Source organism: Nostoc sp. (assembly GCF_036919815.1).
Taxonomy (GTDB): domain Bacteria; phylum Cyanobacteriota; class Cyanobacteriia; order Cyanobacteriales; family Nostocaceae; genus Nostoc.
Genome location: NZ_JBALCE010000030.1, coordinates 1 through 15007, shown reverse-complemented (window position 1 = coordinate 15007; position 15007 = coordinate 1). Strand labels below are relative to the sequence as shown.

The window sequence follows — 15007 nt, the reverse complement described above, 5'->3', positions numbered from 1 at the left end:
TGAAAGTGACTAAAAAACAGAACATCACAGAGAACCCTGATTTCCCTTCTCACACTGATAACACGAAGCTAGAGGAAGATTTACCTACTCATGCATTTCCTTTGTCAGCTAAGGTAGAAGTTGAAATTGAGAAAATAGCAGAGCGGCAGCGGCAAATTAGTGCTAAAGTCCAAATTCCTCACCCAGTGGAACAAATCTGGAAGGTTCTGACAGATTATGAAGCTTTACCTAACTTCATCCCTAATCTTTCCCAGAGTCGTCTAATCGAGCATCCTAATGGTGGTATTCGACTGGAGCAAGTAGGCTCCCAGCGCTTACTGAATTTTAACTTTTGTGCGCGGGTAGTTCTGGATCTGGAAGAATTCTTCCCTAAAGAAATCAATTTCCGTATGGTTGAGGGAGATTTTAAAGACTTTTCTGGTAGCTGGTGCTTAGAGCCTTATTCCCTCGGTGAGTATATAGGAACAAATCTCTGCTATACAATTCAAGTTTGGCCTAAACGCACTATGCCAGTGACAATCATTGAAAATTGCCTGAGCAAAGATTTGCGGTTAAATCTTCTGGCTATTTATCAACGTGTAGAAGAGTTAGCCAGCAAACAAGCTTGAGTGTAGTTCAACTATTATTCAGAGGTAATCCTAAATGATAGTTTTGCTTCCTAGATTTCGAGTAAAAAAGCTTTTGCTTTTTATTCTTTTTAAGTACCCCCAGGGGAATTCGAATCCCCGTTACCTCCGTGAAAGGGAGGTGTCCTAGGCCTCTAGACGATGGGGGCATCGGACTCAGACCTTTTATAATGTAACGAATTTCCTGGCTGTTGTCAACAGGTTTTGCCAAAAAAAGTTTGTGGCAGCTAAACTAGGTGGAAGCAAAAGCTTGAAGAGGATAGAAAGATATGGAGACACAAAGAAAAGTCCGTAGATGCTTATCTGGGAAGGCGCATGCGATCGCGTCCGGTGCTGAGAACTTCCAGACCCGCTCAGATAGAAAAAGCGCTGAATTCAGCAAGGGACAAAGGGTATGATGTTGTACCCTGTAGAGTTAATATCTACGGTTTTTTACAAAAGATTTTGAAATAAATCGCTCAAAATCTACAACATGGAAGCATCTTTTGAAATCACCCTACAGATGGCGATCGCTGTCCTTGCAGGCATTAGCGCTCAGGTGCTGGCTGCATACTTTCGCATACCCAGCATTGTCTTGTTATTGCTATTGGGCATCCTCTTTGGCTCTGATGGTTTAGGACTGTTACATCCGCATTTGCTAGGCACTGGACTAGAAGTTATTGTCGCCCTAGCAACGGCAATAATTTTGTTTGAAGGCGGACTTAACTTGGATCTGCGAGAGTTAGGTAGAGTTTCAGTCAGCCTGCAATTGCTTGTGACTCTAGGAACGCTGATCACATTGCTTGGTGGGAGTATGGCAGCCCACTGGCTGGGTGAATTTCCCTGGAAGATAGCTTTTCTCTATGCTTCCATAGTTGTGGTTACAGGTCCAACGGTCGTTGGCCCTTTGCTCAAACAAATCAATGTAGATCGGCAAGTGGCAACACTTTTGGAAGGAGAAGGGGTTTTAATTGACCCTGTAGGAGCTATCCTCGCCTTCGTTGTCCTCGATACCATTTTGAGCGGCGATACTGACCCGATAAATGCGATCGTTGGTTTGCTTATACGGCTGGCTGTTGGTGCGGCAATTGGTGGTGCTGGCGGTTATCTGATGAGTTTGATTTTCAAACGCGCCGATTTTCTGTCATTCGAGCTAAAAAACTTAGTGGTGTTGGCGATACTTTGGAGCCTGTTTGCCTTATCGCAAATGATCCGCAGTGAATCTGGAGTAATGACAACAGTAGTTGCAGGAGCAGTCTTTGCTAACTCCTCAGTCCCAGAAGAACGTTTATTACGGAGCTTTAAGGGTCAGCTAACAATTCTCAGTGTCTCGGTGCTATTTATCTTATTAGCTGCTGACCTATCCATTGCGAGTGTGTTTGCTTTGGGTTGGGGTGGTTTATTCACCGTTTTGGTACTAATGTTTGTGGTTCGCCCAATTAATATCCTGTTGTGTACCTGGAACAGTCACTTAAACTGGCGACAGAAATTATTTTTAAGCTGGGTTGCTCCTAGAGGAATTGTTGCCGCCTCCGTAGCTTCTTTTTTTGCGATTTCACTGACACAGCGCGGCATTAACGGTGGTGATTCCATCAAAGCTTTAGTATTCCTGACAATTATCATGACTGTTGTCTGCCAAGGGCTAACTGCCGGCTGGATTGCTAAATGGCTGCAAATCACCTCCAAAGAGGCAACTGGGGCAGTGATTGTGGGTTGTAATCCCTTGAGTCTTTTGATTGCCCGATTCTTTCAAGAAAGAGAAGAAAACGTGGTGATGATTGATACTGACCCCCAATGTCTTGTGCAAGCTGAGGCGCAAAATCTGCGGGTTATTGCCAGCAGTGCGCTGGATGCTGCTGTTTTGGAAGAGGCAGGACTTGCTTCTATGGGCACTTTTTTGGCGATGACAAGTAATGGCGAGGTAAATTTTGTTTTGGCTCAACGAGCAGCTGAGGAATTTAATCCGCCGCGTGTCTTAGCTGTTTTCCCCCGTGATCCGCAAGCGACTACCTCCGTTAGTAATAAAGTTAATCAAGCTTTTATCCCAGACTTAGCGATTAAAACTTGGAATGAATATCTGAATGATGGGCGAGTCAAGTTGGGAACAACCACACTAAATGAGTCGGAATTTTCCACTCAATGCGATCGCATCCAAGAAATGATTCGGACTGGGTTGTTGATACCGCTATTGGTAGAACGAGAAGAACGCTTACAGGTAATGCCAGCTAATCAAGATTGGGAAGTTGGCGATCGCATTATTTATCTGTTGTATGATCCCAGACCTAGCCTGTTAAAACGTTTATCTGGTGCCACCCAATCCACTCCCCTCTCTCTAGAAAAGTTGCCAGAGGTTGAAGACCTATCCCTGAGCAAATTTTAGATTTTGGGTCGCACCTTTGGTGCGTTTACAGCGCAACTTGGATTTTGGATTGAAGGAAAAATCTATAGGACTTAGGCAAAATATCTCTCAAACTCTGATTTCTCTGTGTCGCGCCAGTTGCTATAAACTCCTCCACCCCCGCTACGCACTGGCTTCTCTGCGCCTCTGTGGTAGCCTGCGGCAAGCCGAAGCGTCTACGTTATTCCGTAACTTGTGCGTAAGTCCTAATCTAAAATCTAAAATTGAATGACTCCTAACTCCCAACCCCTAACTCCGCTTGATACATTTGCCATTCCTGCCACACTAAAGCTGATAAATTTACGATCGCCAGAATTAGTGTCACCACCGAAATCAGATAACTGTGTATTGTGTAAAGGTGTTCGACGGTAATTGTGTTAATCGCTCCACCGCCAGTCAGGATCTCGCGCAGTTGCCCACCAATAAAAGGAATAGCTTCGATGGTTCCTAACTCAATGCTAAAACGCCAGTATCCTTCCTGAGTCCAATCTAAAATCATCGCACTCCAATCCAGCCCGATCGCACTTAGAGTCAACAAAATCCCACTAATCCAAGCAGCCAGCCAACTCTTGCGAAATTGCCGACCTAAAAACATCACCACAATTTGAATTAAGGCGATCGCAATTATCGCATTACCAGCAATATCATACGCTCTGCGAAACAACCAGCCGTATGGCAGTTGTGTATTAATCATCTTTAAGGAGTTATAAGCTCCGCCTGCTGTCGGTTCATAATAAAAAGCAAGCAAAACTCCGGTAGATACATAAATTAAGCACAGAGTCAAAATCACGACTGATAATATCGTCGCTATTCGTCGCAAAATCCTATCGAACTGGGTGCTTTGCATGGCTCACCCCTCCTGTTCTTAACTAAGTATTTATTCTTATTACAATTTTAGCTAAGAAATATTAATAAATGTTGCATTTCTCAGAAAAAGAGCAAGTTTTTTAAATCAAATATTGCACCCAAGCTTTTAAAGGTTCTGCTGAACCATACCAAATCCCCGGACTTCTGGGAGAATGCCTCACACCTTCAATCACCAGATTTTCTGCTCCCTCCAAATGAGCAGCTTCAATGGGCGTGATTCCATCTCCCCAAGTGTTACCCTTACCACAGGTTAGTTGGTAACTACTGTAAGCTAACCAGCTACCGCGCCGCCTTTCTCCAAAGATAGTTTTGCCAGCCACACAAACGTAACGAACGTTTTTGTAAAAAGCTCCTGGGTAGTTATTCGTGACAAAATCTAGATTGGAGCGCGTCCAGCGTTCTTGGCTAATGTGGGGTGTACCCAAGGTGATGAGAGTCGCAATCAGGGGATGCGCTTTCCAGATCAATGGTTTGACATCACCGCCTGCTAAATAGGGCTTTTCTCCCATGTAGATGCGGGATATCCAACCTCCGGCTGAGTGACCAATCAAGTTAATTTGAGTAGCATTATGTTGCTGCAATGTATCCTTGATTGTGCGATCGAGTTGTTGCAAAATCCGGGTTACTGGTCTTCCTCCAATACTGGGTAGCCAGTCACGCCGTCGTAATGGTACTGTAACTGTGGGGAAATCTAACTGTTGTAGGGATTGTTCTAGTTGGCGGTAAGCGATCGCCGTTTCTAGATATCCAGGTAAAATAACTGTCGGTAAGGGCATTTTGAATTTGGGATGCAATAACTGAGGGTTTGAACTTTTTTGACAAAGAAGTAGTCAGATTCAGAAGCTAGAATTGCGATCGCCTGATTGACTCCTTTTATCAAAACCTAAATAGCTTTGGTAGGGTTTAGGGCTAGAATGTCAACAAAATTGTACAATTTGCAACAGTTTTCGGGGCTGCTAATGTGATAGTATTTTCACATAGGGACTAGTCTGGGACAAGCAAGTGTACTATCTGCCACAAAAGCCTAGTTAACTGGAAAACAGTAGAAAAACAAGGCAAGTTCAGCAGATTTTGTGATGTACTTAAACTTGTGTGTTTACTTAAAGTTTATAAATATCCCAGATATTAAATGTAATTGTGTGCGTCATCAAATAAAAAATCAAAAGTAATAATTTTTAGCAAGCTTAAATTGGAAGATATGATAGAGCGTCATTGATCAATCAAAAACTTGAATAAATGGCAATTTTGGCGTTTTGATTGCCAGCATAGGAAGTTATTATTTCCTTAGAGGGAAGCATCTTTTGCAAGATATTGCAATCAAGAGAAAATCGCTAGTAAACTGCAACTGAGCCGAGTGAACGATAACAGTTATGTCTTACGTCTCCCTACTGAAAAATATACCAGAAATCTTAAGCCAGCCAATTGGGATCGCAGCTATAGCCTCTCTTGGCATCCACGGTGCGATCGCGATGATTGTGCCATTGATGCCGATGGATTCTAGCAAACCCAAAGAAACATCATCATCCAAAACAGTCGGACTTGTGGAATTGAGTCAAGCCGATCAAAACCGTTTGCCGCAAACCACACCCCAAGTTGCTTTACAAAAATTACCTCCACTAGTGGCACTTTCTCCTCCAAACTTTAGCGCCCCAACTGGATTGTCCCAATTGGCACCACCGCCATCGAGTCAGCTAGTACTGCCCCCGCTACCCCCATCATCGAATAGCTATCGGGTCTCTTCCTTACCTCCAAGGCAGTCTTTGCGGATGATTCCTAGTGAAAATTTGCGATTTGACCCCTCGAAAGTTGACAGTTCTAAATTCAATAGCAGCGCCAAATTCTCTCCATCAGTTCCTCTGAATAACAACGCTAAATTCTCTCCATCAGTTCCTGGTTTTAATAATAGTGACACCAAATACGAGCCATCTAAGCCACTAGCTTTAAATAGGTTGCCAGAATTGCAGTCGCAGAAAATACCTGATGATATTCTGCAAAATGCCCAACCTTCAAACTTATCTGACATTAGCCCGATTGCAACAGCACAGGGAAATAGAAGTTTACAGATGACGCAACCGGGTAATGATCGGTCTAGAATGGGTCAAAATCGGCTGATAAATTCTCTAAAACAAGCTCCCATGTCTGGGGATAGCTTAACCCTAGCTAGGGGAACGACGCTCAGGACACCCAGTTTATCGGGAAAAGGAAGTGATCTGGCCATCGCGCAGCTAGACTCCTACGCAAACCTGAGAAAGGAAGTCCAGCAACAATATCCTAACGCTCAACAAAAACCAGTCATCCGCCAAACATTACCCACGAATAAGCCGAATCTTCAAGGTGCTGTTTTGGGTGTATTAGTGGTAGATCGTGATGGTAAAGTCTTAGATATTAAGTTTCAAGACAAGTTAGTTTCCCCGGAACTGGTTGTTAAAGCAAGGGAATACTTCAACAAGCAATCCCCCAAGGGAGATAAACAGATTAGTTCCTATCCATTTAACCTCGTTTTCCAAAACAACATTAGTAACATTACTGGAATTACTCAAGAGCAAAAGCCCACGTTATTATCTGTACCAAGAATCAATAGCAATCAGCTTACGCCTTCACCAGTAGCTACTTTTAAAGCATTACCTGATCTGCGAATCAGAAATAACCAGATTACGCCTTCATCGGCAGCTACTACTTCCGATCTGTTATTGCTGCCGAGAGTCAATAATAGTCAGCCTACGCCCTCTGCTGAATCGAAGCAAAAATTAGTAGAACGATTGCGCCAAGTGAAGCAAGACAGACAAAACTCTAATTCAGAAAAATAATCGCCAATGGTGATTTTGGATTGAGAAACAAGTTAAAAACGATGAATGATAAAAATTGTAAATTTATCATTCATCTTTGAAGTATCCTTTTTAGCAGTTGACGAACTGGCGATCGCTAGTTCGTCAGATATACAGCGCTTACGGCTATTAGTGAATACAGTTTTTCTACCTGCCCCTCTGCTATCATAGCTTTCAGCTTTGAGGATGTACCTCATAGCTGCCGGAAGTGCTGTATAACTAACTTTGAAGTTCGTTAAGTAAGTTATACCTAATAAATACATTTAGGTATTTCCAATAAATAAATTCTCCAATGTTGTGGCTTGGGCATCTGGCCTAAGCCACAACAAGTATGAGATTATAGCTACTTTAACCAGCCTTGTTCTGCATTCTGAAAAACGTAAGCAGCTACCTCCAGAATCTCCTCAGGACTTAACTTGCTTTTAAAAGCAGGCATGGCATTTTTACCATTTTGGACTTGGTGGATAATCGCCTGGATTGAGTCGCGATCATAATTTTCTAGGTACTTTGATAATGCTTCCTTTTTTAAGTTTTTCTGGCTAATCAGGATGTTACCGCCACCTATATGGCAAGAAGCGCAGTTAGCCTGGAAAATTTTAGCACCGGTGGATGTTTCGGCAGCTAGTGCTGGACTAATGAATGTGAATTTGAATAGGGCGATCGCTAACAGTAGAATAAATAAAAGTATTCTCAAGAAAATTTCCTCGCAACAAGGCTCCAGCCAGAGTATAAACGCGATTCGCCCCGGATTAAGTCAAATTTGATCAAAAGTGGCGGTAACAAGTTCACCCCTCCATCGCCACAGGTTAGTTAGCGTCTTAGGCGGGGATAGGACTCGTTACCGCTATTTATCCATTGTGTGCGTCACTCAAGTGGCGTGTTGCTATGAACTAATTTGACTGAGAAATCATCTTGTGTCAAATAACGGTGTTTCTAGCCTTCGACAGTGATTGTACCAATCATGCCAGCACCACGGTGAGGTTCACAGTAGAAAGTGTAGTCACCAGCAGCAGCGTCTGCGGGGAAAGTGGTTGTTTCCTTTTGACCAGGACTCATAAGCAACTTCTTATGAGACAGAGATTTCGCTAAATCGGCGCTCTTAGTGGGGTTTTTAGCAGCATCAAACACAACATTATGGGGGGGAACTTTGTTGTTCACCCATTCAACTGTGTCGCCTGCTTTAATGGTCAACTTTTTCGGTTCAAATGCTAGCATTCCTTTATCGCTACCCAATTTCACCTGGTAAGTTTCAGCCGCAGCGCTGGGAGTAAAAACAGCGAAGCTGCTAACAACTAAAAGGATTGTCAACACAGCTAAACTAAAACGTCGCCAGCTTGCCGAAATCAATTTCATGGCTCTCTCCTAACAAACAATTTTTTCTTCCTTTCTCATTTTAAATAAAATCAACGCCAAATATGACAATCTGTCATAGATACATTTTTTTTTCAGAATGGGGAGTAATTTATTGCAAAAAGCTGTGCAATCAGTAATAAATAATCGACTGATATAGCACAAAAAGCGTGTGATTTAAGGTAAAGATTAAAATCAGGATTTTTATTTTTTCTTTGGGAATATCCTGGTTTTTCCTAAATTTTTTGTCTCCCAACCAGGAACATTTTGTGGTGCTGTGAGAACGAAAGCAGCTAAGCTTTGGTGAAAATTGGGGAATGGGGAATGGGGAGTGGGGAGTAGGGAATTGGGACTGAATTCTTCCCTATGCCCTATACCCTATGCCCTATACCCTATTCCCAATGACTCAGTTTCGGGATTTAGTAATAGATTTTTCCGCCTCCCCACTTAGTACCAACGATTTTGGGTTGTAAGAGAATATGACCGGCGATCTCCTCCAAGTTGTCATCCGTCAGATTTCGCATTGTTGTGAAAATATCTGCGCTTTTGATACTGGGGTGAATTTCGGAAATCTCTTCTTCCCCGTCGTAAGTAGTGGGATTTTTCAGGTAATCCACCAAGCCATCAACGTTGTTACGGTTGGGTTTTGCCAGTGCTAGATCCTCTGGAGCGAGTCCCACGTTCTGGTTTGTCTTGGTAACTCCCCCTGCATGACATTGGGCGCAAGCGAAATTAAATAAGCGTTTGCCTTCTTTGACTTGTTTAAGGCTGAGTACAGTAGTATCACCTTGAGTATTTAATGGCACTGTTCGGGTAGCTTCGTCCAGTTCCACTGCTGTCGCGCTACCGACAAGCAACTGAAACGAGAGTAAAACAGTAACCACAACAACGCCAATTAGTCTTTTAAACATGTTTCCCCTTAAAGATTTTGACGCTCAACACAGCTAAGAACGCGATTCTCAATCTCCAAGCTGCTAATTACTAATGACTCATGTTCTGTGTCATTAGATATCAGTGATTAGCCAAAGCTCCGAGATAACCCTTCAAGTGACCTCGTTATAACCCTCCAAGTCGCTAGTACCTTTTGGGCGTGTTTCAGACGATATTTGGGAAATAATTGCCTTTGCATCTTCTAACGCCAAACGGGTCTTTTGGTGTTTGTAGGCGATTCCCAGTTGGTTGCACAGAGAAAACACTTTTTCTACAGGAATGCTGTAGTCGGCTGCTATCTCTGCGATTGATAGGTCTGCAAAACCCATAATGCTTGTTAACTGATAGATAGAGATTGAGTCGCTGTAATACCAATATCACGTTAGGAGTGCAATTTGTTGCCCAAAATACTGTTTAGGGAATGGAGAGTGGGCTTGCCGTGAGCGTAGCCGAATGGGAATGGGGAATGGAGGGAGAAATAACTAATGCCCAATGCCCTATGACTATTAACCTTTCCCGCCGGTAAAGGTGACGCTTTGAATAAAGTAACGATTAAAAAAGGCGTAAATGCCTAAAGCTGGCAATGTGAAGACCATAGAAGCCGGCTTAAATGATGCTGAAAGTGCCCAGAGAAATGGGATTAGGGTGACGATCGCATAAAGTGTCAGCAAGACGTATAACAAGACTTTGAGCCAGGATAAGCCAGCGATTTTAGTCAAATTTGTTCGCCTCCAAAAAGTCGCCGTTGAATCAAAGTGATGGCAATAATCACTGCTGCTAACAAAAATGCGATCGCAGCTGCATATCCCATTTGTAAATTCCGAAACACCGCTTGGTAAATTAGCAGCACTACAGTTAAGGTAGCGTTATTTGGCCCGCCAGTACCGCCAGAAAAGATGTAAGACTGGTCAAAAAGTTGAAAAGTCCCAATCACCCCCACTGCTACCACAAAGAAGGTTACAGGCTTCAGCAAGGGAACAGTAATGTGGATAAATTGCTGCCACCCATTTGCACCATCGAGTTGGGCTGCCTCATAAAGTGTTTGGGGTATATCTTGCAACGCCGCCAGATAAATCACCATGAAAAACGGTGCGGTTGACCAAATGTTCATGATCATAATGCCTTTGAGGGCAACTGCTGGATCACCCAACCAGTTATAAGTAGGTAGCCGCACAAAAGCCAGAAAATCGTTTAGTAGCCCATCGGTGTTATAAATCCACATGAAGATCAGCGTCAGCACTGCTGAAGAAGTGACTGTGGGCAAAAAGTAGAGGATACGCCACCAGTTTTTACCGCCAATCCCCGAATTCAGAGTTACCGCCAGAATTAAAGCTAGGACAGTTTGAGTTGGCACAACAATGGCTACATATTCTGCTGTGTTTCTCAAAGCAATCCAAACCCTTTGATCTTCAGCTAATCGCGTGAAGTTCCGAAAACCGATGAACTCGTACTCAATACCGCCAAGGAGTTGCACTTTTTGCAAAGAAAGAAAAATGGCGTAGAGAATGGGTAAGACTACAAAAGTTCCTAAGACTAGGATGGTGGGCATCATGAACATATACCCAGCCAAGTCTTCTGTGATATTCCACCTGGGGTTACTCCGCCGCCTGTTGATTTCAAACACTATTGAACCTCCATCTAATCCCGCACTAACTCGGCTGTAGCGATCGGTAGCGCATGATTATTTATCGTACTTCGTGTTCAGAACTTAGAACTCTATGCTCAGAACTTAGAACTCTATGCTCAGAACTTAGCTCGACTTTATCCAAAATTAATAACTTGGATCTCTTGTATCGGCTAAACCCTAGCTTTTTGGCAAAAACTTTTTCCATATCACTGATTTTAGGTGAAAACTAAAAAGTAAAACTACGGTCATACAAAGCTTTCAGCGTCAGCTAAAGCGTTGCCAAAAAATGGATAAAGTCGAGCTTAGAGGATGTTTGAAAAGTCATGATTGATGTATCAAATATTTTTTACCCCACCCTAACCCTCCCCTTATAAAGGGGAGGGAACCGAATTTTTCTTGTTTCCCCCCTTTACAAGGGGGGATTAAGGGGGGTAACAATTCGATTAAAATCACAACATATCACTTTTCAAACAACCTCTTAGAACTCTATGCTCAGAACTTAGAACTCTATGCTCAGAACTTAGAACTCTATGCTCAGAACTTAGGGATTTCCACCAAAGAAATTATCCAATCTTGTGGGGTGGGCGTCTCGCCCGCCCATAGCCAAAGGCGGGCAAGACTTCCCTGCGGGACGCTACGCGAACGGCGTGAGCGCTCAGTCGAACGCTGCCCACGCCACAAGAAGTAGTTGAGTATTTTTTTATTTGTCAGTCCCTTAAAACTTCGTGCTAAAAACTCGGAATTGCCAAAATTTCAGAATAATTAAAAAGTTAAGTTAAACGAATGTGAGAATGAAAGTAAATGCGCTTTTGAGTTTTTGACTGCAAATATTTAGCTTTCATAGTCTTGAGCGTTTTCTCTTGCCATGCTATCTATTTACAGGGCTGTTTCGACACGATTCAAAAATTCGCCCAAGACTTGCAAGAATCGTTCCGTCTCTTCCAAATGAGGCATATGTGAACTGTTTTCAAATATTACCGACTCGGAGCCGGAAATACCTTGATGAACTGTTTCAACACAAGCTGGCGTAACCTCATCGTAGCGACCTGAAAGCAGCAGTGTAGGCACGATAATTTCACCTAGACGATCTTCAATATTCCAGTCGATGATTTTGCCAGCACCTCGAAACTCTGTACCGACTTTGCTGTAAGCACTAGTCAAGCAGCTAGGCCAAGGGTCTATTCGGCAAAGAAAAGAATGATTGAATACTTCCATTGCCTGTTTGTATTCGGGGTCTTGAGTGCTACCATCAGCTTCATGCTTACGAATGATCTGTTGTACTTCGATTGGTAGCTCATTCATGAGACTATAAGCTTCAGTTACAAATTGTTGTATGCTGCAAGGCGTGCTAGCTAGAACGAGACTAAGTAATCCAGTGGGTTGAGAAAGACCATGTTCGAGTGCTAAACAACCGCCCCATGATTGCCCAAATAGATGAATTTGGTCTAAATCTAAGGCGCTGCGGACGGCGAAGAGTTCTTCTTTGAACAAATCAATGGAATATAAGCTGGGATCTGTAGGGCGATCGCTATTACCACAGCCTAATTGATCATAAAAAATAACTCGCCTTCCCGTTGCTGCCATCGCTTCCAATGGTTCTAAGTAATCGTGGGGTACTCCTGGTCCTCCGTGAAGACACAACAGGGGTAGCTTTTTAGAATCTTCTTGGTCTGGTTTAACGATGCGATACCATACCTGATGACCACGGAATGAAATAAAGTCTTCAATGGCAGAAGTATTAGACATGGCGCAAAAATTATTTGACATTATAATAGTCAACTATACGTAGACAAAAATAGCAAATGGGGATCATCCACCCAAGAATAATTGATTACCACGGCATTTCAGCAACCCAAGCACAGCTAGATTTTGCCATAGCATTTCTAGATGAAGATATTCCCCTTTACGTTGACCCTTTTCTTTTATGGAAGTCTCCCTCACAACAAGACCAATCACTTCATACCTCTGTAATTAATTCCTTTAATAACCTAAACTCTCTTGTTCATAAAGGCAAAATAGATCAGGCTCGTGACATCCTCATTCTTGCATCTGAATGCCAAGAGATTGGACTTGGATTGTCAAAAAACCGAAAAGGTATAAAAATTAGCCGTAATAAAGCAGATGAAATTCTCTCTTTATTTCAGAAAATTACTGAGTATGGAAAATACGGATTTGTTCATTTTGAAGAAATCCAGTTTTATGTAGATGGAATTGCGAAAGATCGGATAAGCGATATTTGTTGTAACTTTATTAAATCATTTCTGATAGACTTTACAATAGAACAATGCGAACAGCTAGGAATACCAATTGATAAAGCTGTTGTTTCTGGACTTTATGATTACCGTAAAAACTCATTTATCCTAGATCAGGAAATTACATTGCCTGTGAATCCTCAAACCAAAGAGCCTTTAATTTTTGTTCCTAAGAGATGGCTAAAATTTTCTCCGTGGATAAACTTTGAAGACTACTTTAAGGATTACTGTCCTCGTGATGAAATTTTTAATCCTGATGAACCAGAAGAACGCGTTAAGGTTCTAAAGTTCAATAGAGAGAATTATGGCATTGTTCAAGAATATATCAAGATAAAAGAGCGAACTCAGGACGATTGTAAAAACGATCCGCTCTTTAAACAGATTCCCATCTTGTCCGCTAAACGCAAATTAGGTGAAATACAAAACCTACCAACAGGAAAAACGAATGAAGCAGACATTAAATACGAAAATTACACCTGTCAACTTCTTGCGTCACTTTTCTATCCAGACCTTGACTTTGCAGCAAAGCAGAGTCGTACAGAATCTGGAAGACTGATTCGAGACCTCATATTCTACAATAATAGGTCAATTGATTTTCTTCAAGAGATTCATCAAGACTATGGCAATAGGCAGCTTGTTTTTGAGTTAAAGAACGTCAAGGCAATCGAGCGTGAACACATTAGCCAACTTAATAGATATCTTGATTCTGGTCTTGGTAAGTTTGGTGTTCTCTTCACAAGAAACCCTCTCTCAAAAGCAATGTTCGGCAATACTATTGATTTATGGTCTGGACAAAGGCGATGTATCATTACACTTACAGATGAGGATATCTCTTTAATGGTTAATATTTTTGAGAGTAAGCAGCGCTCACCAATTGATGTTCTCAAAAAGAAGTATGTGGAATTTCGTCGAGCTTGTCCCTCATGAAAGTAAGAATATATGAAGCGTGAAGATGTTGACGAATTTGAAAAACTATCGGGACAAGTTCAGAGTATTTATGAGTAACTTTCTGTATTGTCTAAGAAATCTCCTAATGATGCCGTAAATAAATTTAAACTCAACTTTATTAATAAATTGCTTAATAACTCAAATGAATTCCTTAGTGAAAAGTATCGACCTTTTGAAGACTTTTCAGAGTTTGATACAGATGATATACCACAAAACAGTGATGTAGTTTTAATTCTCTCACAATATTTACAATGTTTTGAAAAGCTGCGTGCAGATAATGTAAAGTTTCAGAGTGGAAAATGGCATTGGGTAGTAGATGCTGAAAGAGATGAAACTGGAGATGAATTAGGCAAAGTTTATATTAGAACAACTTGCCCAAAACGATTAAGAGAGTAAATGAAATATTTATGAATGCAAAACCTCAAAAGCAGACAAGTAGTGAAAATGTTGAACTGTACGAAATCATAATTCCTCTATTACATGCTATGCGATCAGAGTTCAAAGAACTGAGCAAGAAGAAGCCAGAGGCTGTGCTCAATAAGAGTAAAATGAAAATTGTTAACCGACTTCTACAAAGCTGTCGTAAAATACTTGCATCAGAGGCATCGTTTGACTATCTTGATCTAATTGATGAGGATGATGTTCCTCAGAATAGTGATGTAGTACTGATGCTATCTCAATACGTTGCTGCCATGAATCAGTTTCACTCGACTTATTATGGTTCTGATGGTGAAAAGTATCGTTGGTTTATTGATAAATAAATTGCGCTCTCAAAGTTGATCGCTAGTATTTAAGTATAGTTGGCAGTGGATACTCTTCAGTTACTGCATCGCCCTAATTTGCTGATTAGCTTCATACTGTGCTTTCAGCATCGCTTGCTTTAATGGTTGTTGTCCCAATAAGGCACTAACAAACTGGTTATCAAAGTTATTCACGATCGCACTTGAATATTTACCTACCTGCCACGGTGTAGCGTAATTAACTCCCGCCACTAATGGCGATCGCATGGGGTCTTGGTCATAGCCCAAATTCTTGGCCACTGATTTACGTGTTGGCAAAGCAAATCCTGTTCCTGTCCACTTCTGCATCCCTTCTTTACCCGTGAGATAGGAAATTACAGCAGTTTGCGATCAAATTCACCACAAGAAGAGCTATCTAATAGGCTCAAAAAACAGACCACAATGATTAAACCAATTTAGAGCATT

Annotated in this window: 15 protein-coding genes, 1 tRNA gene and 2 pseudogenes; 7 read left to right on the top strand and 11 right to left on the bottom strand. The window is 41.9% G+C overall.

Going from position 1 to position 15007, the window contains the following annotated elements; all coding sequences use genetic code 11:
- Nucleotides 1-5 precede the first annotated feature (5 nt).
- Nucleotides 6-608, top strand: coding sequence for an SRPBCC family protein (locus tag V7K15_RS08185; protein WP_334904668.1), 603 nt, complete (start codon nt 6-8; stop codon nt 606-608).
- Between the two features lie 94 nt (nt 609-702).
- Here the strand turns inward: V7K15_RS08185 and V7K15_RS08180 are convergent.
- Nucleotides 703-775 (bottom strand) — tRNA-Glu (locus V7K15_RS08180).
- 323 nt (nt 776-1098) lie between these two features.
- On the opposite strand from V7K15_RS08180, the gene V7K15_RS08175 reads away from it, so the two are divergent.
- Nucleotides 1099-2985: a cation:proton antiporter gene (locus V7K15_RS08175; protein WP_334904666.1), complete on the top strand. Its 1887-nt coding sequence runs from the start codon at nt 1099-1101 to the stop codon at nt 2983-2985.
- Nucleotides 2986-3238: 253 nt separating this feature from the next.
- Here V7K15_RS08175 and V7K15_RS08170 read toward each other — a convergent pair whose 3' ends face one another.
- Both V7K15_RS08170 and V7K15_RS08165 read right to left on the bottom strand, forming a co-directional pair.
- The gene (locus tag V7K15_RS08170) at nt 3239-3850 is read right to left on the bottom strand and encodes a cytochrome b N-terminal domain-containing protein (RefSeq protein ID WP_334904664.1); all 612 of its coding nucleotides are present in this window, start codon (nt 3848-3850) and stop codon (nt 3239-3241) included.
- A gap of 100 nt (nt 3851-3950) precedes the next feature.
- Nucleotides 3951-4646: an esterase/lipase family protein gene (locus V7K15_RS08165; protein ID WP_334904662.1), complete on the bottom strand. Its 696-nt coding sequence runs from the start codon at nt 4644-4646 to the stop codon at nt 3951-3953.
- 594 nt (nt 4647-5240) lie between these two features.
- Here V7K15_RS08165 and V7K15_RS08160 point away from each other — a divergent pair.
- Together V7K15_RS08160 and V7K15_RS08155 are read left to right on the top strand one after the other, a co-directional pair.
- Complete coding sequence (locus V7K15_RS08160) at nt 5241-6677, top strand: hypothetical protein (protein ID WP_334904660.1); 1437 nt, start codon at nt 5241-5243, stop codon at nt 6675-6677.
- Between the two features lie 45 nt (nt 6678-6722).
- Nucleotides 6723-6866, top strand: coding sequence for a hypothetical protein (locus tag V7K15_RS08155; protein ID WP_334904658.1), 144 nt, complete (start codon nt 6723-6725; stop codon nt 6864-6866).
- Nucleotides 6867-7038: 172 nt separating this feature from the next.
- Here the strand turns inward: V7K15_RS08155 and petJ are convergent, their stop codons facing one another.
- From petJ to V7K15_RS08120, 7 genes and pseudogenes are all read right to left on the bottom strand, one after another.
- Nucleotides 7039-7389: a cytochrome c6 PetJ gene (gene petJ / locus V7K15_RS08150; protein WP_334904656.1), complete on the bottom strand. Its 351-nt coding sequence runs from the start codon at nt 7387-7389 to the stop codon at nt 7039-7041.
- 239 nt (nt 7390-7628) lie between these two features.
- Nucleotides 7629-8048, bottom strand: a complete 420-nt coding sequence (petE, locus tag V7K15_RS08145; protein ID WP_292801122.1) for a plastocyanin — start codon at nt 8046-8048, stop codon at nt 7629-7631.
- Nucleotides 8049-8464: 416 nt separating this feature from the next.
- Nucleotides 8465-8956: a photosystem II cytochrome c-550 gene (gene psbV, locus V7K15_RS08140; protein ID WP_334904654.1), complete on the bottom strand. Its 492-nt coding sequence runs from the start codon at nt 8954-8956 to the stop codon at nt 8465-8467.
- Between the two features lie 132 nt (nt 8957-9088).
- Complete coding sequence (locus V7K15_RS08135) at nt 9089-9304, bottom strand: hypothetical protein (RefSeq protein ID WP_334904653.1); 216 nt, start codon at nt 9302-9304, stop codon at nt 9089-9091.
- Nucleotides 9305-9481: 177 nt separating this feature from the next.
- Nucleotides 9482-9577, bottom strand: a pseudogene (locus V7K15_RS08130) (carbohydrate ABC transporter permease); the annotation flags it as partial.
- A gap of 113 nt (nt 9578-9690) precedes the next feature.
- The gene (locus tag V7K15_RS08125; protein WP_334904651.1) at nt 9691-10599 is read right to left on the bottom strand and encodes a carbohydrate ABC transporter permease; all 909 of its coding nucleotides are present in this window, start codon (nt 10597-10599) and stop codon (nt 9691-9693) included.
- Nucleotides 10600-11478: 879 nt separating this feature from the next.
- Nucleotides 11479-12348: a proline iminopeptidase-family hydrolase gene (locus tag V7K15_RS08120; RefSeq protein WP_334904650.1), complete on the bottom strand. Its 870-nt coding sequence runs from the start codon at nt 12346-12348 to the stop codon at nt 11479-11481.
- A 56-nt stretch (nt 12349-12404) separates the two neighbouring features.
- Here V7K15_RS08120 and V7K15_RS08115 point away from each other — a divergent pair, with 56 nt between their 5' ends.
- The 3 genes from V7K15_RS08115 (at nt 12405) to V7K15_RS08105 (ending at nt 14563) form a co-directional block, all read left to right on the top strand.
- The gene (locus tag V7K15_RS08115; RefSeq protein ID WP_334904648.1) at nt 12405-13781 is read left to right on the top strand and encodes a hypothetical protein; all 1377 of its coding nucleotides are present in this window, start codon (nt 12405-12407) and stop codon (nt 13779-13781) included.
- 87 nt (nt 13782-13868) lie between these two features.
- A complete protein-coding gene (locus V7K15_RS08110) occupies nt 13869-14198 on the top strand; it encodes a hypothetical protein (RefSeq protein WP_334904647.1) in 330 nt (109 codons plus the stop codon).
- An 11-nt stretch (nt 14199-14209) separates the two neighbouring features.
- Entirely contained in the window at nt 14210-14563 is a 354-nt protein-coding gene (locus V7K15_RS08105) for a hypothetical protein (protein ID WP_334904646.1), read from the top strand.
- A 60-nt stretch (nt 14564-14623) separates the two neighbouring features.
- Here the strand turns inward: V7K15_RS08105 and V7K15_RS08100 are convergent.
- Nucleotides 14624-14920, bottom strand: a pseudogene (locus V7K15_RS08100) (ABC transporter substrate-binding protein); the annotation flags it as partial.
- Nucleotides 14921-15007: the final 87 nt, after the last annotated feature.